The sequence below is a fragment of the Rhizobium sp. BE258 genome (assembly GCF_031457345.1).
Lineage (GTDB): Bacteria > Pseudomonadota > Alphaproteobacteria > Rhizobiales > Rhizobiaceae > Rhizobium.
On record NZ_JAVDWL010000001.1, the window covers coordinates 198,883 to 222,480 of the forward strand.

Sequence of the window (23,598 nt, forward strand, 5' to 3'; positions counted from 1 at the left end):
TCAGCTCGCGGAAAAGCCCTCGTCATATGTCACCTCGCCCGACGGTGTGTCACCGCTGAAAGTCGCTGCCTGAAAATACTCGGCCGGGACGCCCGGAAGCGTTAGTTTCGCATCTGCCTGGAAGCCGAAGCGGCTGTAGAAAGCCGGATCACCAAGCAGAACGCAGCCTCTGGCACCAAGCGCCAGGCCCGCGTCCATCAGCGCGCGTCCAATTCCCTGTCCCTGCCATTCCGGTGCAACGGCAATAGGGCCGAGCCCGTACCAGCCGAGATCGGCGCCATCGATCGCCACTGGGGAGAATGCAACATGGCCGACGACATTCCCTTCATCTTCGGCAATCAGTGAGACACTGAGCTTACCGCGGTCGCGTAAGGCGTCGACAATCGCCGCCTCCGTCTGACTGCTGAATGGCATCGGCGCAAAGGCACGGGTTATCAGCGCCCGGATGAGCGGAATATCGGCTGCGGTTTCTTCGCGAAGCTTCATCGCTGTCCTCTAATAGCAGCAAATCGGGTAGCAAATAGCAACACTTGCGTCAAAGCCGCGGCTTGCATTGGCGAGCCGACTCCTCTTTGATCGCAGGCCAAAGAGGAGTATCCCGCTTGTCCTTCCCCCTATTCGACCTCACCGGAAAACGTGCGTTGATCACCGGCTCCAGCCAGGGCATCGGCTATGCGCTGGCACTCGGGCTGGCCGAGCATGGGGCGTCCGTGGTCATCAACGGCCGCAACGCCAGCAAGGCTTCGGAGGCGGCGGAAGTGATCCGGGGCAAGGGTCATCATGCGCTGAGCGCCGCCTTCGACGTTACGGACGCGCAGGCGGCGCGCGGCGGCATTGCCTATATCGAAGAGGAAATCGGGCCGATCGATATCCTCATCAACAATGCCGGCATGCAGTTTCGCACGCCGCTCGAAGATTTTCCGGTCGAGAAGTGGGACGAGATCTTCAAGACCAATGTCTCCAGCGTCTTCTATGTCAGCCAGCCGGTCGCCAAGGCGATGATTAGCCGCGGACGCGGCAAGATCATCAACATCGCTTCGGTTCAGGCCGAACTCGCCCGCCCGAGCATCGCGCCCTATACGGCGACGAAAGGCGCGGTGAAGAACCTGACGCGCGGCATGGCGACGGATTGGGCCAAGTACGGTCTGCAGGTGAACGCGATTGCGCCCGGATATTTCAAGACGCCACTGAACCAGGCGCTGGTCGATGATCCGAAATTTTCCAGCTGGCTGGAAGGGCGCACGCCGGCCGGGCGCTGGGGCAATGTCGAGGAGCTGGTGGGTGCTGCGGTATTCCTGTCCTCGGAGGCTTCGTCCTTCGTCAACGGCCATATGCTGATGGTCGATGGCGGGATCACCACCAGTCTCTAATCGGCGGCGATATTTCCGCGCCGCATCAGCCGCATCAGGATGAGCGGCAGCAGCGTGGTAATGCAGATGGCGATGAAGGCCATGGCCATGCCGAGGCCGATCGAACCCTGCTCGAACTGCCGCCAGATGAAGGTGGCGATCGTCTGCATTCCGACCGGGGCGACGACGACGGATGCGACAAGCTCGCGCGAGGCCAGTGCAAAGACCAGCAGCATCGAGGAGGCAAGGCTCGGGAAGACCAGCGGCAGCAGAATGCGCCGGAAGGCCACGGTGCCGCTGGCGCCGCAGACGCGGGCGGCGGCTTCCAGATTGTCACCGATCTGCTGGAAGGCGGCTGCGGTGTAGCGCACCGGCTGCGGCAGCAGGATGCAGCAATAGGCGAGCAGCAGGATGAAGCCGGTATTGTAGGGCGTGAACGGCAGGCCCGGCATGTTCCAGGCGAGGATCAGCCCGACAGCGACGACGATGCCGGGCAGCGCGTTCGGCAGGATGGTCATGATATCGATCACCATCCGGCCCCGCATCTTCGTCTTCACGACGGTATAAGCGGCGGTGACGCCGACGAGGCCGGTGATAACAGCCGTGCCGATGCCGAGCGAGAAACTGTTGATCAGCGCGGTGACGGCACCGGCACTGTTGCTGAAAACGGCGATGAAATTGTCGAGGCTGACATTGTCGAGCGCAAGACCGCCGGAAATGGTGCGCGCCAGCGCGGTTGCAAGGATCGCCAAAAGCGGCACGCCTGTCGCGAGGAAAGCGACAACGGCAAAGCTGATCATGACCGGGACCTTCAGCGCGCCGAGCGGCCGCTTGTCTTTCGCGGTCGGCTTGCCTCCAACCGTCTGGTAGGAGCGGCGCGCCAGAATCCAGCGCTGCAGCAGGAAGGTGGCGAGCGACATGGCGACGAGCACCAGCGAGAGGATCGCAGCGCCCGGCAGATCGATCGGCCAGTCGGTGACGCGAAGGTCGATGCCCGTCACCAGCACCTGGAAGCCGACCCGGCGGCCAAGTGCCGCGGGCGTGCCGTATTCTTCGATCGCTGCGGCGAAGACGAGCATCAGGCTGGCCGTCAGGCCGGGTGCGGAGAGCGGCAGGGTGATGCGCCAGAAGGCGCGCGCCGGGCTGGCGCCGAAAACACGGCCGACATCGGCATAGCGGGCACCGACGGCCTCGACAGTGCGCGACACCGCGAAATAGACGACCGGGAACGTGTTGAAGGCCATGACCACGGTCATGCCGGCCAGCGAGAACAGGAAGGGCGCCAGGTTGAAGCCGGCAAGCTGCTCAAGATAGCCGCGCGGCTGCAGCGTCATGATCCAGCCGAGTGTGGCGATATAAGGCGGGATCATGAAGGGGACGAGTAGCACCACATCCCAGAGGGTCGCGAAGGGGATGCGGTAGAGGGCGCGAAAGACGCCGAGCGGCACGGCAACGAGCGCCGAAGCCAGGACGACGCACGCGCCGAGCAGGATGGTATTGCCGCCCATTCGGATCAGCGAGCTATCGGCAAGCGTCGCGTAGAGCGAGGAGAAGGGGCTCCCAAACGAGCCCCGTCCAAGTTGGGGAAAGATGCCTTGCAGGACGACGGCGATGAAGGGAACGGCAACGACGAGGATGAGACCCGCTGTTGCCAGCCAGGCGGCCGGAGCCGTGCCGCCGATGCCGTTCGCTTTCATCTCGTCAGACCTTACTTGGCGCCGTAGAGTTCTGCGAAGGACTTCAGCGTTTCCTTACGCTTGCCGTAAACGGCGGCCGTATCATACTTCAGGAGCTTCAGATCGCTGATCAGCGGGCGGGCAGCCGCAATATCGGTGCGCGACGGCATCAGCATCTCACCGGCAACGAGCTTCTGGCCTTCGTCCGAGAGCATGTAGTCGATGAACTTCTTGGCATCGTCCTGGTTCTTGGACCAGTTCATGATCATAGCCGGGCGCGGCGCGATGACGGTGCCCGAAGCCGGGAACACGACTTCGATATTCTCGCCCTTCTTCTGGGCGGCAAGCGCGATGTAGTCGACCGCGCCGAAGACAACGGCCTTGGCACCCTGCAGAACCGGGTTGAGGGCGTCAGCATTGGCACCGGCGATGATGGCACCGTTGGCCTTCAGATCCTTGAACAGCTTCCAGTCGTCTTGGCCACCGAGAGCGGCGGTCAGCTCGAAGGACGAGCCAGACTGCGCGGGATCCGGAATGTTGACGAGGTCCTTGTATTCAGACTTCGCGAGATCGGCCCATTCAGACGGCTTTGGCGTGCCGCTCTTCGAGTTCCAGACGATGCCCAGAGCCGAAATGCCTTGCGCAACGGCGCCTTCCGACTTCAGGAAATCAGGAACCTTGGCAGCGTTCGGGCTTGCATAATTGACGAGCCAGCCGCGCTTGGCGAAATCGTTTGCCGTATCCCAGGAAGCCGAGATGACGACATCGACGACCGGGTTTGCAGCTTCGGCTTCGATACGGGCCATGACCTTGCCGGTCGTTGCCTGGAAAACATTGACCTTGACGCCGGTCTGAGCGGTGAAGCCAGCCGACAGCTTGTCGATCAGGCTCTGCGGGCCAGCGGTGTAAACGGTGACGTCGGCATGGGCGACGCCCGCCATAAGCGCGGCAGCAACCACGCCAAAAGTGATGCTCTTCAAAGACTTAAACATTTTCGAGTCTCTCCTGTTTTGAATTATCGGCAGTCTGTTCAAAAAAGCGGATCTGCGTGGGATCGACGGCAAGGCCTATGCGTTCGCCGGGGCGCAGCTTGAGACGGCTGAGCACCTGCAGCTCGACGCCAGGCAACCCGGCGAGCGAAACCGTGGCCAGATGGCCGTCGCCGCGAAACTGCGAACGCAGCACTTCGGCGCTCAGACGATCGGGGGCGTCTCCAGATGCGGAAATCCCGGCGGTCGGGATCAGGATGCGGGCGCTGCGCGCCGCCGCCTCTTCGGCCGGCATTAACGCCACATCGCTGTCCTTGAAAAACCAGATCGCACCGCGGCGCTCGATATCGGCCAGACAGCCGAGCCGCAGGAAGTCGGCAACCTCAGGCGTCGCAGGGCGCTCGATCAGCATATCGGGTGAAGCAAGCTGCTCGATCAGCCCGCCGCGCATCACCGCAACGTGATCGGCAAGCGTCAGCGCCTCGCTGTGATCGTGGGTGACGTAGATCGCCGTCAGCCCCAATGTCGCAATCAGATCAGCAAGCTCACCGACCATGTTTTCGCGCAGCTCGCGATCGAGGTTCGAAAGCGGCTCATCGAAAAGGATCAGCTGCGGCTCGGCAACGATGGCACGGGCGATCGCCACGCGCTGCTGCTGGCCGCCGGAAAGATCGCTCGGACGGCGGTCGGCAAAGGCTGCAAGCCCGACCTTGTCCAGCGCCCGCATCGTCCGCTCCCGGCGCTCGGCCTTTCCGACGCCGCGCATTTCAAGCGGAAACGAGACATTGCCGCCAACCGTCAGATGTGGCCAGAGCGCATAATCTTGGAAGACCATGCCCAGCCCGCGGCGCTCCGGAGGCACGAAGGTGCCCTCGCCTGCAACGCGCTGCCCGGTAATGGCGATATGGCCCCTCGTCGGCGCCAGCAGGCCGGCGACAAGCCTGAGCAGCGTGGTCTTGCCGCAGCCTGATGGGCCAAGCAGCGCCAATGTCTCACCCTTGCGAAGAGAGATGTCGATCCCCTTGAGGATGCGCGTCTGCCCATAGCTCAATTCGAGCCCGGCCGCGGAAACGGCGGTATTCGACGGAATTGCGGGGGCGTTCATGGGGAACCGGATGTCGCTTCAGAAATTACGGCGACATTTAGGCAGGCCGGATGACAGCTTTGCGACAGTTCGATTTCAGTTTCATGACAATGGGTTGATGCGCTCTTGGACGCGAGGTCCGGTGGTCAGCGATCCAGCAATTCGATCGGCCCCAATGTCTTGCCCGATATCTTGCTGGCGGCGACCGCATAGCCGCCGCTGGCGCCGTCGATGAAATGGATGTGGTCGCGCGACATCGGCGTCGGCACGAAACAGGTCATCAGCGCCGAATCCTGCCGGTGCAGGCCGTAACGGGCGATCCCCTTGCTCTGCGCCTCCTTGAGCAGGGCTTCGATCCGCTCGAACCGCGCGCTATCGACATCGATCGTCATTTTCAGTCCGTCGTCGAATTTGCGGAAATCGGAATTTCCGGCGACGTCGCGCTTGTATTGACGCGCGTCGAACCTGCCGAAGGGGATGCACAGCTTGAAGAAAATCACGGTCAGTGCCAGCTGCAGCATGATGAACAGTTTTTGGCGCCATTGCCTGCCAGCCGCCGCGGTTGCCTTGGCCTCGCGCTCGATGCCCTTCCTCGAGAAAGACAGGTCCGGGCCGTCTGCAGGCACTGGATGGCCGCCGCGGCCTTGTTCCGACGAGATGGCGACGATGGCGGTGACCAGCGACTGGAACTCCGGACCGGAGCCCGCTTCACCGGGAACGGCGATGATCGAGACGATTTCCCCGTTCTCGGCCTCGATCGGGTTCCAGCGGCAGGAGAGACCGGCCAAATCCGGCCGGGTGCCCGCGGGGGCTGCGGCAACGCCGTAGCGTCCCGATTTCATCTGCTTTTCGGCCCAACTGTTGCCCCCGCCGGCAAACATTGCGTAGGTCACGTAGGGGCTTGCCGAATAGCGGGCAACGCGCACATCCAGCCCTTCCTTGCGGATATCGGCAACGGGAACGATCGCGGTCCGCAGGTCGAGGACGAGATCTTCCCTCACCCAGACCTGGACCGCGGCAAGTGCCGCGCGGGCAGCATCCTCATGCGATGCAGGCAGGGCGATCATCGCACCGTCGCCGCCGAAGACGAAGGGAAAGTCACCCTTTCCGACAGCGTTCAGCACGGCGGAAATCACCGAAGCGCCCGCCATGTTGACGTCCTTGTAGCGCCCGTCACCGATCGCCTTGGTGGAGCCGACGATGTCGGCCAGCGCCAGGATCCATCCCTCGGGCAGGGGGCGGTAATTGCCAGTATCGGCCACACCCTTGAACTCGGCAAAGACCGGCACGGAAGCAAAGAACTGATCGTTGGAAGCGGCGCTCATGACCCGACCTTATCACAGACAGTTGTAGCGGCGGCAACGCCATTTCAGGAGTTACGGCAATCGACTTCGCACAGTTTCGTGTGATAGCACCGCAAGATAAATGAATGACGGACAAGGACATAGATGAGCCGCCTCGACAGCTTCATCCGCCGCCTGACGGCTCAGCGCGATATCTTGAATTCGATCGTCGGTCTGGTCGGGCCGCTTGAGGGCCCGGTCATCGAATTCGGCCTCGGCAACGGACGGACCTACGACCATCTACGCGAGATTTTCGCCGGCCGCCGCATCATCGCCTTCGACCGCGAGGTCCGCTCCTATTCCGCCTCGACGCCGCCCGCCGAAGATATGGTGACCGGCGATATCCGCGAGACGGGGCAGCGTTTTCTCGGCGTCAACGCGGCGCTTGCGCATGCCGATATCGGCACCGGTCACGACGATATCGATGCCGTGACCCTGACCTGGCTGCCGCAGCTGATGGCCGGGGTTCTGCGCTCCGGCGGCATTGCCGTCTCCGGCCTGCCGCTCGACCGGCCTGAACTCGATCCCCTGCCGCTGCCTGACGGCATCAAATCCGGGCGTTATTTCCTCTACCGCCGCACATAGCTTTCAGTCGCTACAGATCTCCGGCATTGGGCCGGACGCGCCGAGCTTCGCGTAGCGGCGCTCGAATTCGCCGGCGAGATCGCCGAGCGTCACCGCTTTCAGCCGGGCGAGGATCAGCGCCTCGGCCTCCCGCAAGGTGTCGCCGACGGCATTGTTGACCGCCTGTTCGACCAGGCATTCCGGATGATCGGATGCCGGACCGATGGCGAACAGCTCCGGCTCGCCGATCGCCTGATAGACATCGAGCAGGGCGATCTCGGACAGTGGCTTGACCAGCGTCCAGCCACCATGATGACCCTTCTCCGAGCGCACATATCCCTGATCCCTGAGCCCCGCCATGGTGCGGCGGACGACAACGGGATTGGTGCTCAGCATCCCGGCGATCATCTCGGATGTCACCGGTTTCTGATACCGATCCATGTGGAGCAGCACATGCAGCATGCGGGACAGGCGGCTGTCACTTCTCATCATCATCCTCGTATGCGTCTACTCCGCACTATCCCATGCCATTCGTAACAACACAAGTGACGTAGGACTTGACGACATCATTTCACGTAACCTATGTAGATGCGTGAAATGCAAGAAGGAGCGACATCATGCATTATGAAGCAATCGTCATCGGCGGCAATTTTGCCGGGCTCTCCGCCGCCATGCAGCTCGCCCGCGCCCGCCGCAGCATCCTGCTGATCGATGCCGGGCGTCCGCGCAATCGCTTCGCCGAGGCATCGCACGGGTTTCTCGGCCAGGACGGCATGACCCCGGCCGCGATCATGCTGGAGGGCAAGCGCCAGCTTTCGGCCTATCCGACGGTGAGCTTCGCCGAAGGGGAAGCGATCACCGCCGAAAAGACCGGTGGCAAATTCAATGTGGTGCTGGCGGATGGACGGCAGTTCAGCGCCGACCGGTTGCTGCTGGCGACAGGCGTCAGGGATACGCTGCCGGATATTCCGGGGCTTGCCGCACGCTGGGGCCGCTCGGCGCTTCATTGCCCCTATTGCCACGGATACGAGGTGCGCGATCGTGCGCTCGGCGTGCTCGGCAGTCATCCCTTCTCGATTCACGCGGCGCTGCTGATCCCGGATTGGGGTCCGGCCACCTATTTCTCGCAGGGCCTCGTCGAGCCTGATCAGGAGCAGCTGGCGCAACTGGCGGCCCGTCAGGTTCGCGTCGAAAGCAGCCCGATCGTCGAATTCCTCGGCACCGCGCCAGATCTCGAGGCTGTCAGGCTTCAGGATGGCCGTGTCGTACCGCTCTCGGCGATCTTCGTCGCGCCCAAAGTATCGATGGCCACCCCGCTTGCCGAACAGCTCGGCTGCGAATTTGACGATGCGCCGCTTGGCCCTGTCATTCGTCTCGATGAGCGCAAGGAAACCACAGTGAAAGGCGTCTACGCCGCAGGCGACGCGACGAACCCGATGCACAACGCCACACTGGCCTCAGCCTCCGGCGTGCTTGCCGGCGTCCATTGCCACCACTCGCTGGCGCTGGGTATGGCGCATTAGGGTAGAAACAGCACGTCGTACTGGTCGATACCGCCGGGCAGCTCGCGCACTTTCATCTGCTGCTCGCCCTCCTCGAAAAACACGAGGCAGTTCTCGTAGAAGGAAGCCAGGGTGGAGATGAAATCGCGGGTCTGATCCGGGCCGTAAAAGAGCGGCGTGAACTCCATGTATAGAGGCACGCGCCGCTTCATCAGCTCGGTCATCGAGCGGCAGGCGACGGGCTCGTATCCCTCGATATCCATCCAGACCAGACCGACGGCGCTCTGTTCGAGGCCGAGATCGCCAAGGATTGCCGCGACCGGGCGGACGGGAACGCTGATCTTGATATCGGACGGGCTCTGTCTAATCGCGCTGCTCTTGCCATGATTGGCGGCGTTCATGAAGAAGTCGATCTCGCCTGCCATCTCTCCTGCGGCACAATTGACCGGTGTGACGATCCCGTCCAGCCGGTTCTGGCGGATATTCGTCTGCAGCAGGGGAAAGTTGCGCGGATCCGGCTCGACGCTGACAATGCGGGAATAGGCGCCGCTCAGCGCGAAATAGACGGTCTGGGTGCCGATATTGCCGCCGAGTTCCAGCAGCACGCTGTCTTTGCGCGACAGGCCGCGCTCCCGGAGCACGGCCAGCAACCGGTCGACATGATCACGCTCGAAATGCCCCTTCCGGAAGACCTTGCGGCCGATATAGTCGGATGGCGAAAAGGTCATGCGGTGGTCGCCGGCATCGACGGTCATCGTCAGTACCCGCGGCCCGATGCTTTCGATCAGCAGACGGCGGCCAAGGCGGGTATCGAAGAAGCGGGCAGCAGTGGCATTGCGCATCTTGCGAAGCCGCTTGATCCAGTATTTTTGCGTCAGCAGCGCATTGGCGGCCATCAGGCTTTTCCTTGCAGCGGCAGCGCCGCCTTGTCCTTGGGAATCACGAAGACCTTCAGCGGCAGCGCCCGGCCGCGGACGTTGATCTCGTGGCTTTCGATGCCGGTCATGTCGGCGCCGGCGCGCTCGGCGACTGGTTCGGAAATGACGATCGCCGCGTCGAATTCCTTGGCGGCATGCTCGAGGCGGCTGGCGACGTTGACGGTATCGCCGACGGCGGTCAGGCTGCGGACGCGGCCGTATCCCATCGTGCCGACGACTGCCGGACCGGTGTGGATGCCGATAGCGATCTGCAACGGGATCGACAGCTCCTCGGCCAGTTCATGACCGAGCTTCTCGATCTCTTCGGCGATGGTCGCGGCCGCCTTCAGCGCCTGCCTGCAGCCCTCTTCCGGCGAGGTGTTGATGCCGAACAGCGCCATGGCGCCGTCCCCGATGAACTTGTCGACGCGGCCGCCGGCCTGCTCGACAGCCTTGCCGACCAGCGCGAAATAGCGGTTCAGCAGGAAGACGATATCGAAGGGAAGACGGGGCTCCGTCAGCGCCGTGAAATTGCGCATGTCGCAGAAGAGTACCGCGATATCCCGCTCGCGGCCGGGGCTCGTTTCCTGCGTGTTGGCAGGTAGAGTCGCCTCCGTTGCCGGGATCAGCAGCGGCACGACGGTCAGGTCATGGTTCGGCCGCAGCTGGCAGGCAAGCCGGACATCCGGGGCGGCATTGATCCGCCGGAGCGTCGTCTGTTCCATTTTGTCGGGTGGCGGCAGGCTCTCATAGTCGCTGAGGATCTGCACGCGGCAGGTGGAACACTGCCCTTTGCCGCCGCAGACAGAATAATGCGGCAAGCCGCCAAGACGGCTCGCCTCCAGCACGGTGAAGCCGCGCGGCACATGGATGGTCTCACCAGCCGGGTAGTGGACGGCGATCTGATCGGTGGCTTCCTTCCATTTGCGCAGGCTGCGGGCGAGGACGACCGAGAGCAGCGCCAGCGAAAAGCTGCTGTAGAGACCGGCGCGGATCAAGGCGATCTGCCTTTGCGCTTCCGGGTCGGAATAGTAGCGGCGGTTCAGGTTCTGCAGATAGTGGCCGGTATCGACGAGACCCTCATAGGCAGGCTCGGCGATCGTCCGGCCCATTTCGGCAAAGCCGAGAAGGGCGAGCACCGGAAGCAGGATTGCCAAAGCCAGAAGCAGCGGCGAAAAAGCCTGATACCACGGGCGATAGCGCAGCCAGAAATGCAGGCCGATGCATCCGTGGGTCCAGACGACGACGACCGCAAGTGCCTGGCGCACACCCGAACTTGGCGAATTGATCCACAACAGACTGACGATCGTTTCGTAGTTGTCGGAGTAGTGAAACAGCTCGTGGACGATGCGCGTGCCGATCACATGGTCCATGATGATCAGTGGTATGGCCAGGCCGAGGGCGATCTGCGCCAGCTCACCCTTTGGCATGACGAGGCTGCGCCGGATATAAAGCGAGCGCAGCGCCAGCGTCATGTGGGTGAGGATGGCGCCATAAAGAGCAACCGTCCCGACCGGGTTACGCCACAGCATCATGAACAGCCGGCGGCCATCTTCGGCGGCTCCGACCGAAATCAGGCCGAGCGCATGGTTCGACAGATGCAGCGTCACGAACAGGAACATGATCAGCCCGGCGCCCAGCCGGGCACGCCGGATGTTCCGCTCGGTGAAAATGCTTGTGTCTGCGACGGCGGCCATTCATTCCCGTTCTTGAAGATCGAATCTCTTATGCAATAGAGATGTTCGAAGAGAAGCGGAATGCCGCCTTCTTCAACTGCGATCACATTCTATATGTTTATCAGCAACTCTTAAGGAAGCGGACCATAGCGCAGAATTTCGCCGCAGGCTGGATCGGGAATTGGAAACGCTCTGTCTCGGCGGGCGCTCGCTGATGAAGATTGCCTTTTACGCGCCTTTGAAGTCTCCCGGCCATCCCGTCCCCTCCGGCGACCGGCTGATGGGCAGGCTTCTGATGCGCGCGCTCGATCTGGCAGGCCATGAGGTCGAACTCGTCTCCAGCTTCCGGAATTTCGCCGCAACACCGGAGGCCGCAGCGCTCCTGGAAGAGGGCCGCCAGAGCGAATTGCAGCGGCTGCGGGCAGAGTTTGCTGCCGGCGCTAAGCCGGACTTCTGGTTTTGCTACCACCCCTATTACAAATCGCCGGATCCGTTCGGTCCCGTCCTTTGCGGTGAACTCGACATTCCCTATGTGACCGTCGAGGCATCCTATTCGCCGAAGCGTGATCAAGGCCCCTGGCAGCCGGCACAGGCGCTGGTCGCCAGCGCTATCCGGCAGGCGGCGGTTAACATCGCGATGACGGCGCGGGACCGCGCCGGTGTCGAGCGGGCGATTCCCGAGGCACGCATGGCCTCGATCCAGCCATTCATCGATCCGGCGCTCTATGCGGAGCCCGGCACGGTTGCCGATCCAACGCGGTTGATCGCGGTCGCGATGATGCGCCCGGGCGACAAGATGCAAAGCTATGCGATGCTCGCGGCCGCTTTGCATCAGATCCGCGATACGGCCTGGACGCTGGCGATCGCCGGTGACGGTCCTGAAAGGAATGCTGTCGAAGCGCTGTTTGTCGGTTTCGAGCCCGGACGCATCGAGTGGTGCGGTGAGCGCAGCCCGGTGGAGATCGCTGCGCTGCTGAAGCAGTCTGCGATATATGTCTGGCCGGGTTGCGGTGAGGCCTATGGCCTGGCCTATCTGGAGGCGCAGGCCGCCGGACTTCCCGCCGTCGCCCAGGAGACCGCGGGTGTCCCCGCAGTGATCGGCAACGGCTCCACCGGCGTATTGACATCTGAAGGCGACGTGGCGGCCTATGCAGTCGCGATCCGTGAGCTGCTGGAGCGCCCGGAGAAACGGCGTAAGATGGGCGCCGAAGCGCGCCGGTTCGTTCTCGAAGAGCGGTCGATCGCAACCGCGGCAGCGGCCCTCGACGATATCTTGAAGACCTATGCAGGAGTGAAGCGATGAGCGGCAATACGGCCTGGGAACCCCTTCGCGGCGAGTTGGCGCGGTGGACTGCCGCGGGCCGCACCGCGGCGTTCTGGTGGCGCGATGACGATGCGATCGAACCGACCGGCGCGCTCGACACACTGCTGGGGCTTGCCAATCGCTACGACGTGCCGGTGACGCTTGCTGTGGTGCCGGCGAAGACCGGACCGGCGCTCTCGCAGCGCCTGGCCAATGAGAAACATGCAGCCGTGGCAGTTCATGGCTGGGCGCATCAAAATCACGCCCCGGCGGAGGAGAAGAAGCAGGAGCTTGGCAGCCATCGCCTGGCCGAGGCGGTGCTTGGCGAGCTCTATCACGGCTTCCTCAATCTGAAGCAGCTTCACGAGACGTCTTTCGTGCCGATGCTGGTGCCGCCGTGGAACCGGATCGACGATGCGCTGATCCCGAAGCTTTCCGCACTCGGCTTCGAAAGCCTCTCCACCTATGGACAAGCCGCGCCGGGCCAGCCGATCGGCATTCTGAATACCCATGTAGATATCATGGATTGGCATGGTACCCGCGGCGGGCGGCCGGAAGAAGAGCTGATTGCAGAACTGGTCGCCGAGCTGCAGAACCGCTTCGAGGGCAGCGACGAGCCGATCGGTCTTCTGACGCACCATCTCGTCCATGACGCCGCAGCCTGGAATTTCTGCGATGCGCTGTTCAGGGAGACAGCCGGGATCAAGGCGGTCGCCTGGACGCCCGCCGCCAGCTTGCTCAAGACCTAGATATCGATAACCTGATTGTCGCGGGCGGCAAAGGATGTCGGGAAAGCGGCCTGCGCCTCACGCTCCATCTGGCCGAGCTGCTGGTCGGTACGCGACGGCGCGTGATGGAAGAGCGCGAACTGCTTCGTGCCCGCCATCTTGGCAAGCTCGACGCCGTGCTGCCATGTCGAGTGACCGAAACCCTTGAAGCGCTGCATCTCGTCTTCGTTATAGGTGCAGTCGTAGATCGCCAGATCGGCGTCCTTCATCATCTCCAGCGACACCGGATCGTAAGAACCCGGGATATGCTCGATATCAAAGATCAGCGCAACGGACCGGCCACCCCATTCGATACGGTAGCCGATGGCGCCGCCCGGATGGTTCAGCATGTAGGTCTTGATCTTGATGCCGTCGCGCGGCGACAGGACTTCACCGGCGTGGAAATCGCGGAAATCCATCGTCGCCTGGCAAATATCGGTCTTCACCGGAAACCAGGGCGGGCTGATGAACTGGTTGACCATCTCCTTGGTGGTCATCTTGCCGTCCAGATGTCCTGACCAGATGTTCAGGTGGATCGACGGGTAATAGATAGCCTTGAAGAAGGGCAGACCGATGATGTGGTCATAGTGGCAGTGGCTGAAAAACAGATCGACGTCGCTGACGCTCTCGTTGAGCATCGCGAGCCCGGCTTCGCGCAGGCCGGAGCCCGCGTCGAAAATCATACGGTGGGCGCCGCAACGGATTTCGATGCACGTGGTGTTGCCACCATAGTGATCGAACTCGGGTCCCGAAACCGGAATGCTGCCCCGGACGCCCCAAAACTTAACCTGAAATAGTTCTTTGCTCATTCTTTCGTCGATCGGACGTTCCCGTGGATGCGATCGTAACCACAAACTGATCTGGTTGCGAAGAGCACCATGCTACGGACATGCCGTTTCCTTACCAATCCGCCTACCGCTACAGGCAGAACAAGTAGATTTTCCTAAGCAAGCGGTTTTCGCCTTGGATTGCAACTGGATATGGTTTGTTTTCGGTAAACGGAAGCGGCTGGGCCTGCAAATGGCGGAGAACGGATCCGTGTTTCCTGACATTAGATGGGTTCTAATGTCGCAAATTGCAAATTGGAGCCTAATGCGACCTTCGTCTACAGAGGACTGATCTCAGTGCTGGAAAGAATAGGCACCGGGCCAAGCACCCTGCGATCACGCCTTGATGATGTGATCGCCAGCCAGGCCGAGGCGCGCGAATACATTGCGCGTATCGACGATCAGAGGCGCGCTCTTAGCCAGCACGCCGTAGTCAACCGCGTCATGATCGGTGGCGATAAGAACTACATCATAGTCCGCAAGCGTCTCGGTGCTGATCTCAACGGACTTCCGGCCCTTCAGCGCCTGGTATTCGCGCGTCGGCGGGATTTCGGCCACGAAAGGATCGCTGTAGTCGGCCTTGCCGCCGCGCTCCTCAATGATCTCGATCAGCCTGAGCGACGGGCTCTCACGAATATCGGCGACGTTCTTCTTGTAGGCAAGACCGATCACCAGCACCTTGCTGCGGCTCAGCGCCTTGCCGGCGCGGATATCGAGTGCCTCGGCAAGCTTTCCGACGACATAGCGCGGCATTGCGGAATTGATCTCACCGGCCAGCTCGATAAAGCGTGTGGGAAGCTCGTATTCGCGCGACTTCCAGGTCAGGTAAAAGGGATCGATCGGGATACAGTGCCCGCCGAGACCGGGACCGGGATAGAACGGCATATAGCCGAACGGCTTGGTCTTGGCGGCGTCGATCACTTCCCAGACGTCGATACCCATGGCGGCGTAAACGGTCTTCAGTTCATTGACGAGCGCTATATTGACCGAGCGGAAGATGTTCTCCGTTAGCTTGACAGCTTCAGCGGTCGCATTCGACGAGACAGGGACGACTGTCGAGACGGCCGCCCCGTAGAAGCTCGTCATCAGCTCCAGCGCATCCGGCCCGTCACCCGCGACGACTTTGGGAATGGTCGCCGTGTTGTAATGCTGGTTGCCGGGGTCTTCGCGCTCCGGAGAAAAGCCGATGAAGAAATCGGCGCCCGACCTCAGACCGGTCTTTTCGAGGATTACCTTGACGACGTCATCGGTTGTCCCCGGATAAGTGGTCGATTCCAGCACGACCAGCTGGCCCGGCCGAAGGTGTTCCGCAATGGCGCGCGACGTCGCCTCGACATAGGAAAGATCCGGATCCCGGTGCTTGGTCAGCGGCGTCGGCACGCAGATGACGATGACATCGCAAGCTTTCAGCCCGGCAAAATCGGTCGTTGCCGAAAAGCGGTCTGCGTCGATCTCAATGGCGAGCGCCACATCGGTCACCGCATCGATGTAGGATTTTCGCGCATCAAGCGCGACGATCTTCTTCGGATCGATGTCGAAACCGGTGACCGGAAAGCCGCTGCGGGCGATCGCCATGGCCAGCGGCAGGCCGACATAGCCAAGGCCGATGATGCCGGCGCGGGCGGTGCGATCGCTGATCTTTGCGGAAAGGGCGGCTGATGTCTGCGAGGTGGCCAAGACGGGGTCTCTTCTGACGAGGAAAGTCATGGGTGAGATAATGCAAGATCGCAATGATTTAAACCCGCCTTCTGCCTGACAGGATGGTGAAGCGGTCGTGATCGGCGCTGCCCGATACAAGCCGTAATCGCATCGCACCTCTTTTGCACTGTGGCCGAAAAGACTCGCTGGCCGCAGACATCGAAACCGGAGGCAGAAAATTATCCGGATAGCATTGTTTCGGATCGATCAAATGCCTATCTGATTAGGATAATGAACCACCAGAAAGGACACCCGTCCTCGCTCTTTTCGGGCTCTGACAGGTAGGTTTGCCGGGTCTTCGGCAGATCGTTGACACAATAATACCGCTCGTCCATCTTGCCCCCCGCCCTGCGCGTGACCGCGCTGCAGGCAGGTTTTTCGTCGCTTTCAGGAACGGACGTGCTTGATGAGGATAATACCAAAAATGAGCACCATCGAATCCAGCGTGTCCTCCATTCTTCTGGACCGCGTCGCCGAATGGCTGACCAATTCTTCGCTGGCCGGCGATGATCTGGAGAATATCGTTCGTGGTTTTTGCGAGCGCATCGCCGCTGCCGGTCTGCCGATCGCCCGCGTTCACCTGACCTTTTCAATGCTGCATCCGCTTTATGATGCGCTGAGCTTCACCTGGCGGCGCTCGAGTGGCGTCACCATCGAGGGTTACCGGCATTCGGCCGGCGCCAAGCCGGATCGTTTCCTCCAAAGCCCCTATTACTACCTGCTCGACAACAACCTGCAGCACATTCGCCGCCGGATGAGCCAGGAAGGACCGGCCGAATTCCCGATCTTCGACGATCTCCGCAAGGAGAAGATCACCGACTATCTCGCCTTCGTGCAGCCGTTCGGCGATGGCTCCGTACAGGGCATGATGGGCTCGTGGTCGACGGACGCGCATTCCGGCTTTTCCGACGACATGATCGAAGCGCTGCTGCGCATGCAGAACCATCTGGCCGTCGCCGCCAAGATGGCGGTGCTCGGCAAGCTCGCCAACAATATGCTGACCACCTATCTCGGCGGCGATGCCGGCAAGCGGGTGCTGAACGGCCAGATCCGCCGCGGCGACGGCGAGACGATCCGTGCCGCGCTCGTCATGGGCGACATGCGCCAGTCGACGATGTTCGCCGAAAAGGAGGGCCGCCAGGCCTATATCGATACGCTGAATGAGTTCTTCGACGCGATTGCCGCACCCTTCAACCGCAATGGCGGCGAGATCCTGAGCTTCCTCGGCGACGGCTTTCTCGCCGTCTATCCATGCGGCCGCCACAAGGATCCTTCAAAGATTGCGGCACAAGCAGCACTATCGGCCGTCCATCAGGCACAGTCGCGTGTTGCCGAGCTCAACAATGAGCGCGCCGGAAAAAGCATGAGCCCGGTGCGCTACGGCATCGGCCTGCATATCGGCAACGTCATGTTCGGCAATGTCGGGCTGAAGGACCGGCTAACGTTCTCGGCCTTCGGTTCGGCCGTCAACGAAGTCCAGCGCCTGCAGTCGCTGACCAAGAAGTATAATCGTGAGGTTGTCGCCAGCCAGGCGTTCGCCGGCTATTGCGGCGGCGAATGGACGACGCTCGGCGAGGAAAAGCTGCGCGGCATCCGCCAGAAGGTCACCGTGCTGCAGCCGCGCATCACGCCGCCGCCGCTCGCCGATGGCGGAACCTTCCAGGACGTCGCCCAGAATGGGCTGTCCGAAGCCGAACAGGTGATCCTGCTGCATCGTGACGCGAAGAAGCAGGAGAAGCGTCCGATGGTTGAAAGGTTCGTTCAGTAAGTGGCCTTCAAAGAGGCCGATTTTTGCTTGAATATCAGCGCTAAAGCGCCAAATTCTCCAGAGCTGTCATAAACTGGACACCCCGCTTACGGTAGGCTAGTGTGCCTTAACGGGAACAGAATAAGACTGGGGAATATCATTGGTATGGCGTCCGCGTCCGACTTGTTGCGTATCGAGAATCTCGACGTCTCATTCTCGGTTTTCGGGGACAAGCTGCGTGTCGTAAAAGACGCCGGGCTACGTATCCTACCGGGTAAGGTCACCGCACTTGTCGGTGAATCCGGCTCCGGAAAATCCGTCATCAGTCAATCGATCATGGGCATTCTGCCGACGCCGGCCAAGGCGACGGGCAAGATCCTGTTCACCGATCCCCTCGACGGCAAGACCACCGATATTCTGCAATATGGCCGCGACAGCGAACAGATGCGCGATCTGCGCGGCAAGCGCATGGCGACGATCTTTCAGGAGCCGATGACCTCGCTTTCGCCGCTTCATACGGTTGGGAACCAGATCAGCGAGTCGCTACTGATCCACACCGACGCCGACAAGAAGGAAGCGCGCGAGAAGACCGAGGAGATGCTTGCCCTCGTCGGCTTCGCCAATCCGAAGCGCACCTACGACATGTACCCGTTCGAGCTGTCTGGCGGCATGCGCCAGCGCGCGATGATCGCGATGGCGCTGATCTGCCGGCCGGCGCTGCTGATCGCCGACGAACCGACGACGGCGCTCGACGTGACGATCCAGGCGCAGATCTTGGAACTCCTGCGCGACCTGCAGCACAAGCTCGGCATGGCGATGCTCTTGATCACGCACGATCTCGGCGTTGTCGCTAACATGGCCGACGAAGTGGTCGTCATCTATCACGGCGAGATCATGGAAGCCGGTCCGGTCAAGGAAATCTTCCGCAACCCGCAGCATCCCTATCTGAAGGGCCTGATGGCCGCGGTCCCGCATTTCGACATGAAGCCCGGCGAACGGCTGAAGGCGCTACGCGACGTGCCGGTCAATCTCGAATCGCTGATCGGCAAGAAGAAGTCGTCCGTCGATCACGACGCGCCGAAGGTGCTGCTGTCGGTCAACAATCTCTCGAAAACCTATGCGATCCGCAAGCGCGGCCTTTTCGGCCAGGGCGAAAAATCCGTGCTGCGCGCCGTCGATGACGTCAGCTTCGACATCAGGCGCGGCGAGTGCCTGGGTCTCGTCGGCGAATCCGGCTGCGGCAAGACCACGGTCAGCAAGATCCTGATGCGGGCGATCACACCGGATAGCGGTTCGGTGGTTTTCAACGACGGCAAGGAAGTCATCGACGTTCTGACCGTCAAGGGCGACGAGCTGCAGGAGCTGCGCACCAAGATCCAGATGGTGTTTCAGGATCCGGTCTCATCACTCTCGCCGCGCATGACGGTGCGAAATATTCTCAGCGAGCCGCTCGAGATTCACGACCGCGGCGACAGCGAGGAGCGCAAGCGCAAGGTCGAAGCGCTGATGGGCGCCATCGGCCTCGACCGCCGCTACCTCAGCCGCTATCCGCACAGCTTTTCCGGAGGCCAGCGCCAGCGCATCGGTATCGCTCGCGCGCTTGCTCTCGGCCCCAAACTCATCATCCTCGACGAGCCGGTTTCGGCGCTCGACGTCTCGGTTCAGGCGCAGATCCTCAATCTCTTGAAGGACCTGCAGAAGGAACTTGGCCTGACCTATCTGTTCATCTCGCACAATCTTGCCGTCGTCGACTACATGGCCGACCGCATCGCCGTCATGTGCAAGGGCCGCATCGTCGAAATCGCACCGCGCGAAATCATCCTGCGCGATCCGGTTCACCCCTATACCAAGTCGCTGCTGGCAGCCGTCCCCTTCCCCGATCTCGACCGGCCACTCGATTTCGAAGCGCTGCGCAAGAATGGTGCTGCCGACAAGCAGAACTGGGGCCTGACCTTTACCGCCGAACATGACGACGCTTCCGAGCTTGCCTATGCCGATCTCGGCGAAGGCCATTTCGTGCGCGCCCGAAAAGGTGCCGACGTCAAGGAGCTACGCGCATGGTAACGCGTCGCACCTTCCTCGGCGGCATGATCGGCGCAACGGTTGCGCCTACCCTTGTCCGCGCCGCCTCCGACGATCGCGATATCGAGCCGGAATTCCTGCGCGACCAGCTGCGCGCCGACGCCATTCCGCCGATGGCGCAGCGGCTGCCGAAGCATCCGCGCATCATCAACATGAAGGAAGCGGGCCTGGCGCCCGGCACCTATGGCGGCCAGGTCAAGACCATCATCGGCGGCCCGCGCGACGTCCGCTACATGACCGTCTATGGCTATTCGAGGCTGATCGGTTACGACAAGCACCTGCAGTTCCAGCCGGACATTCTCGGCGGTTACACGACAGAAGACGACCGCATCTTCACCTTCCACCTTCGCGAAGATCACAAGTGGTCGGATGGCAAGCCGTTTACGGTCGATGACTTCCGCTACTGGTGGGAGGATGTTATCCTCAACAAGGAAGCGACCCCAGGCGGCGGTGCGTTGGAGCTGCGTCCGCACGGCGACCTGCCGAAGTTCGAGGTGCTCGACGACCTCATCGTCCGCTATACCTGGGAAAAGCCGAACCCAAGCTTCCTGCCGGCACTCGCCGGTCCGCTGCCGCTCGTCATCTTCGGGCCGGCACACTACCTGAAACAGTTTCACAAGAAGTATCAGGACGATTTCCGCCTTTCGGCGCTGATGAAGGAAAACCGGGTCAAGAAGTGGGCCGACCTGCACATCAAGATGTCGCGCGCCTCGCGTCCCGAGAACCCGGATCTGCCGACTCTCGACCCCTGGAAGGTCATGACCAAGCCGCCGGCCGATCAGTTCATCTTCGACCGCAACGCCTTTTTCCACCGTGTCGATGAGAACGGCGTGCAGCTTCCCTATATCGACCGCTTCATCCTGAATGTCAGCTCCTCGTCGATCATCGCCGCCAAGGCGGGCGCCGGCGAATCCGACCTGCAGGCAACCGGCATCGACTTCAACGACTATACCTTCCTGAAAGAGGCCGAGCAGCGCTTCCCGGTGAAGGTCAATCTCTGGAAGCAGGCCCGCGGCTCGCGCGTTGCGCTGCTGCCGAACCTCAATTGCGCCGATGAGGTCTGGCGCAAGCTGTTCCGCGACGTCCGCTTCCGCCGGGCGCTGTCGCTGGCGATCGACCGCCACGAGATCAATATGGTGGCGTTTTATGGGCTTGGCACGCCGAGCGCCGATACGGTTCTGCCCGACAGCCCGCTCTTCAAGCAGGAATATGCCGACGCCTTCATCCAGCATGATGTCGATCAGGCAAACAAGCTGCTCGACGAACTCGGCCTGACGAATCGCGACGAAGAGGATATCCGCCTTCTGCCGGACGGGCGGCGTGCCGAGATCACCGTCGAGACACCCGGCGAAAGCACGCTCGATACCGACGTGCTGGAACTCGTGCGCGATCACTTCCGCACGATCGGCATCGCGCTCTACACGCGGACCTCCCAGCGTGACATCTTCAGAAGCCGCGCGATGAGCGGCTCGATCATGATGGCGATCTGGTTCGGCATCGAGAACGGCGTGCCGACCGCCGACATGGCGCCGGTACAGCTTGCACCGACCGTAGACGATCAGTTGCAATGGCCGATCTGGGGCATGTACTACCTCTCGGCCGGCCAGGAAGGTAGCGCGCCCGATATCCCCGAGGTCGTGCAGCTCGTCGATCTGCTGAGCCAGTGGGGAGCAACCGCCGACTTCAAGAAACGGGAGGAGATCTGGCACAAGATGCTGGCGCTTTATACCCAGCAGGTCTTCTCGATCGGCCTGATCAACGGCGCGCTGCAGCCGATCCTGATCTCGAAGAAGATGCAGAACGTTCCGGAACGGGCGCTTTACGGCTTCGACCCGACCTCCTTCCTCGGCATCTACATGCCTGACGCGTTCTGGCTGAAGGAGGCGTGAGATGCTGAGATATATCCTCTGGCGTATCGCCGCCATGGTGCCGACGCTGTTCGTGATCTCGGCTCTGGTCTTCACCATCATCGAGCTGCCGCCGGGCGACTTCTTCGAAAGCCAGATCGCCGAGCTGCGCGCCCAGGGCGAAGCCGCCAACCTCCAGGAAATCGAGGAACTCCGGAAGCAGTACGGCTTCGACAAGCCGGAGATCGTCCGCTATTTCTACTGGGTCGGCGGCATGCTGCATGGCGATTTCGGCTATTCGTTCGAATACCAGCTGCCGGTTTCCGATGTCGTCGGCGACCGGTTGTGGCTGACGATCCTCGTCTCCTTCACCACCATCCTCGTCACCTGGCTTATCGCGTTCCCGATCGGCATCTATTCGGCCACCCATCAATATAGCTGGGGCGATTACGGGTTGACCTTCTTCGGTCTGCTCGGCATCGCCATCCCGAATTTCATGCTGGCGCTGATCCTGATGTATTTCGCCAACGTGTGGTTCGGCCTCTCCATCGGCCATCTCATGGACCAGCAATATCTGAACGAGGCGATGAGCTGGGAGAAGGCGAAGTCGATCCTCGCGCATCTCTGGATCCCGGTGATCATCGTCGGCACCGCTGGAACAGCAGGCATGATCCGCCGCCTGCGTGCCAACCTGCTCGACGAGATGCAGAAGCAATATGTGACGACGGCGCGTGCGAAGGGCCTGCATCCGACCCGGGCGCTGATCAAATATCCGCTGCGCATGGCGCTGAACTTCTTCGTCGCCGATATCGGCTCCATCCTGCCATCGATCATTTCGGGCGCCGAAATCGTTGCCATCGTATTGTCGCTCGAAACGACCGGGCCGATGCTGGTCAAGGCGCTGCAGAGCCAGGACATGTACCTTGCCGGTTCGTTCCTGATGTTCCTCGCCTTCCTGAACGTTATCGGCGTGCTGATCTCGGATATCGCTCTCGGCTTCCTTGATCCCCGCATCCGCTTGCAAGGCAGGAGCACCAAATAATGTCGCCCTTGCCGCCACCAGGCGCCCCCCTGGAGCACTTTGTCTCGACCACCCCGTTCGATCCGCAAGCGCAGGAGACGATGACCTCTGCGCAGTCGCGCATTCATCTCGCGTCGCAGAAGCAGCTGATGTGGTGGAAGTTCAAGCAGCACCGCCTGGCGCTGATTTCCGGCATCTTTCTCGCACTGGTCTATTTCGCGATCCTGATCGTCGAGTTCCTGGCGCCTTACGGCCTGCATAGCCGCAATGTCGACTACATCCATTCGCCGCCGCAGCGGGTGCATTTCTTCGACAAGGGCGAATTCATCGGTCCCTTCGTCTATGGCCGCTCGATGCGGCTCGATATCGATACGCTGCGCCGCATTTACACCGAGAAACCCGACGACATTCAGCCGATACGCTTCTTCTGCAGCGGCGATGCCTATCGTTTCTGGGGTCTGTTCGAATCCAGACGGCACCTCGTCTGCCCGGCCGAAGGCGGACAGATGTATTTGCTCGGGACCGACCGGCTCGGCCGCGACGTGCTGTCGCGCATCCTCTATGGCGCGCGAATCTCGCTGACGATCGGCCTGATCGGCATCACCATCAGCTTTGTGCTTGGCATCGTCATCGGCGGCCTCGCCGGCTATCGCGGAGGCGTCTTCGATCTGATCGTGCAGCGCATGATCGAGGTGCTGCAATCGCTGCCGAGCTTGCCTCTCTGGATGGCGCTTGCCGCCATCATGCCGGTGACCTGGAGCCCGATCGTCATCTATTTCGGCATTACCGTAATCCTCGGCATCATCGACTGGACCGGGCTGGCACGTGCCGTCAGATCCAAGCTTCTGGCGCTTCGCGAAGAGGATTATGTGCAGGCCGCACAGTTGATGGGCGCCAGCACACCGCGCATCATCGGCCGCCATCTGGTTCCCGGTTTCATGTCGCATCTCATTGCTTCTGCAACGATTTCCATCCCCGGAATGATCCTTGGCGAAACGGCGCTGTCGTTCCTCGGCCTTGGCCTTCGGCCACCGATCACCAGCTGGGGGATCTTGCTCACCGAAGCGAAAAGCGTCAGTGTCATCGCTTTCTACCCGTGGCTTCTGTTCCCGATAATTCCGGTGGTTCTTGTCATTCTTGCCTTCAACTTTCTGGGAGACGGGTTGCGCGATGCCGCAGATCCCTACAAATAACAGCAAGTCCAGC

20 protein-coding genes are annotated in these 23,598 nt (G+C 61.5%); 10 read left to right on the forward strand and 10 right to left on the reverse strand.

The window, feature by feature from the left end:
• Complete coding sequence (locus tag J2X43_RS01075) at positions 1 to 486, reverse strand: GNAT family N-acetyltransferase (protein WP_112386662.1); 486 nt, start codon at positions 484 to 486, stop codon at positions 1 to 3.
• Between the two features lie 116 nt (positions 487 to 602).
• Here J2X43_RS01075 and J2X43_RS01080 point away from each other — a divergent pair, with 116 nt between their 5' ends.
• Complete coding sequence (locus J2X43_RS01080) at positions 603 to 1,370, forward strand: SDR family oxidoreductase (RefSeq protein ID WP_112386661.1); 768 nt, start codon at positions 603 to 605, stop codon at positions 1,368 to 1,370.
• Here J2X43_RS01080 and J2X43_RS01085 read toward each other — a convergent pair.
• The 4 genes from J2X43_RS01085 to J2X43_RS01100 all read right to left on the reverse strand — a co-directional run bounded on the left by J2X43_RS01085 (position 1,367) and on the right by J2X43_RS01100 (position 6,423).
• Positions 1,367 to 3,046: an iron ABC transporter permease gene (locus J2X43_RS01085; RefSeq protein WP_112386660.1), complete on the reverse strand. Its 1,680-nt coding sequence runs from the start codon at positions 3,044 to 3,046 to the stop codon at positions 1,367 to 1,369. The two genes, J2X43_RS01080 and J2X43_RS01085, sit on opposite strands and share 4 nt — an antisense overlap.
• Before the next feature lie 11 nt (positions 3,047 to 3,057).
• On the reverse strand, positions 3,058 to 4,017 hold the full coding sequence (locus tag J2X43_RS01090) for an ABC transporter substrate-binding protein (protein ID WP_112386659.1): 960 nt from the start codon (positions 4,015 to 4,017) through the stop codon (positions 3,058 to 3,060).
• Positions 4,010 to 5,119, reverse strand: a complete 1,110-nt coding sequence (locus J2X43_RS01095; protein WP_112386658.1) for an ABC transporter ATP-binding protein — start codon at positions 5,117 to 5,119, stop codon at positions 4,010 to 4,012. Before J2X43_RS01095 ends, J2X43_RS01090 begins: the two co-directional genes overlap by 8 nt.
• A 125-nt stretch (positions 5,120 to 5,244) precedes the next feature.
• Positions 5,245 to 6,423, reverse strand: coding sequence for a DUF3095 domain-containing protein (locus J2X43_RS01100; protein ID WP_112386657.1), 1,179 nt, complete (start codon positions 6,421 to 6,423; stop codon positions 5,245 to 5,247).
• Between the two features lie 123 nt (positions 6,424 to 6,546).
• Between J2X43_RS01100 and J2X43_RS01105 the strand changes: the two genes are divergently transcribed.
• Positions 6,547 to 7,026 (forward strand): class I SAM-dependent methyltransferase, encoded by a 480-nt coding sequence (locus J2X43_RS01105; protein ID WP_112386656.1) that lies wholly within the window; start codon positions 6,547 to 6,549, stop codon positions 7,024 to 7,026.
• Positions 7,027 to 7,029: 3 nt separating this feature from the next.
• Here the strand turns inward: J2X43_RS01105 and J2X43_RS01110 are convergent, their stop codons facing one another.
• Positions 7,030 to 7,494: an Rrf2 family transcriptional regulator gene (locus J2X43_RS01110; protein ID WP_112386746.1), complete on the reverse strand. Its 465-nt coding sequence runs from the start codon at positions 7,492 to 7,494 to the stop codon at positions 7,030 to 7,032.
• A 128-nt stretch (positions 7,495 to 7,622) separates the two neighbouring features.
• On the opposite strand from J2X43_RS01110, the gene J2X43_RS01115 reads away from it, so the two are divergent.
• Positions 7,623 to 8,528 carry an NAD(P)/FAD-dependent oxidoreductase gene (locus J2X43_RS01115; protein ID WP_112538735.1) on the forward strand — a complete coding sequence of 302 codons (906 nt, stop codon included), beginning with the start codon at positions 7,623 to 7,625 and terminating at the stop codon, positions 8,526 to 8,528.
• Here J2X43_RS01115 and J2X43_RS01120 read toward each other — a convergent pair.
• The gene (locus J2X43_RS01120; protein ID WP_112386654.1) at positions 8,525 to 9,403 is read right to left on the reverse strand and encodes an FkbM family methyltransferase; all 879 of its coding nucleotides are present in this window, start codon (positions 9,401 to 9,403) and stop codon (positions 8,525 to 8,527) included. The two genes, J2X43_RS01115 and J2X43_RS01120, sit on opposite strands and share 4 nt — an antisense overlap.
• Complete coding sequence (locus tag J2X43_RS01125) at positions 9,403 to 11,121, reverse strand: adenylate/guanylate cyclase domain-containing protein (protein ID WP_112386653.1); 1,719 nt, start codon at positions 11,119 to 11,121, stop codon at positions 9,403 to 9,405. Before J2X43_RS01125 ends, J2X43_RS01120 begins: the two co-directional genes overlap by 1 nt.
• A 193-nt stretch (positions 11,122 to 11,314) precedes the next feature.
• Here J2X43_RS01125 and J2X43_RS01130 point away from each other — a divergent pair, with 193 nt between their 5' ends.
• Together J2X43_RS01130 and J2X43_RS01135 are read left to right on the forward strand one after the other, a co-directional pair.
• Positions 11,315 to 12,403, forward strand: a complete 1,089-nt coding sequence (locus J2X43_RS01130) for a glycosyltransferase family 4 protein (RefSeq protein ID WP_112386652.1) — start codon at positions 11,315 to 11,317, stop codon at positions 12,401 to 12,403.
• Positions 12,400 to 13,152 (forward strand): polysaccharide deacetylase family protein, encoded by a 753-nt coding sequence (locus J2X43_RS01135; RefSeq protein ID WP_112386651.1) that lies wholly within the window; start codon positions 12,400 to 12,402, stop codon positions 13,150 to 13,152. Before J2X43_RS01130 ends, J2X43_RS01135 begins: the two co-directional genes overlap by 4 nt.
• On the opposite strand, the gene J2X43_RS01140 is transcribed toward J2X43_RS01135, so the two are convergent.
• Together J2X43_RS01140 and J2X43_RS01145 are read right to left on the reverse strand one after the other, a co-directional pair.
• Positions 13,149 to 13,979, reverse strand: coding sequence for an MBL fold metallo-hydrolase (locus tag J2X43_RS01140; protein ID WP_112386650.1), 831 nt, complete (start codon positions 13,977 to 13,979; stop codon positions 13,149 to 13,151). The two genes, J2X43_RS01135 and J2X43_RS01140, sit on opposite strands and share 4 nt — an antisense overlap.
• A gap of 354 nt (positions 13,980 to 14,333) precedes the next feature.
• Entirely contained in the window at positions 14,334 to 15,704 is a 1,371-nt protein-coding gene (locus tag J2X43_RS01145) for a nucleotide sugar dehydrogenase (RefSeq protein ID WP_112386649.1), read from the reverse strand.
• Positions 15,705 to 16,119: 415 nt separating this feature from the next.
• Here J2X43_RS01145 and J2X43_RS01150 point away from each other — a divergent pair, with 415 nt between their 5' ends.
• From J2X43_RS01150 to J2X43_RS01170, 5 genes are all read left to right on the forward strand, one after another.
• Positions 16,120 to 17,463 carry an adenylate/guanylate cyclase domain-containing protein gene (locus tag J2X43_RS01150; RefSeq protein ID WP_112386648.1) on the forward strand — a complete coding sequence of 448 codons (1,344 nt, stop codon included), beginning with the start codon at positions 16,120 to 16,122 and terminating at the stop codon, positions 17,461 to 17,463.
• Positions 17,464 to 17,607: 144 nt separating this feature from the next.
• On the forward strand, positions 17,608 to 19,506 hold the full coding sequence (locus J2X43_RS01155; protein WP_112386647.1) for an ABC transporter ATP-binding protein: 1,899 nt from the start codon (positions 17,608 to 17,610) through the stop codon (positions 19,504 to 19,506).
• Positions 19,500 to 21,413: an ABC transporter substrate-binding protein gene (locus tag J2X43_RS01160; RefSeq protein WP_112386646.1), complete on the forward strand. Its 1,914-nt coding sequence runs from the start codon at positions 19,500 to 19,502 to the stop codon at positions 21,411 to 21,413. Before J2X43_RS01155 ends, J2X43_RS01160 begins: the two co-directional genes overlap by 7 nt.
• A 1-nt stretch (position 21,414) precedes the next feature.
• Positions 21,415 to 22,413 carry an ABC transporter permease gene (locus J2X43_RS01165; RefSeq protein WP_112386645.1) on the forward strand — a complete coding sequence of 333 codons (999 nt, stop codon included), beginning with the start codon at positions 21,415 to 21,417 and terminating at the stop codon, positions 22,411 to 22,413.
• Positions 22,413 to 23,585, forward strand: a complete 1,173-nt coding sequence (locus tag J2X43_RS01170) for an ABC transporter permease (RefSeq protein ID WP_162698735.1) — start codon at positions 22,413 to 22,415, stop codon at positions 23,583 to 23,585. Before J2X43_RS01165 ends, J2X43_RS01170 begins: the two co-directional genes overlap by 1 nt.
• Positions 23,586 to 23,598: the final 13 nt, after the last annotated feature.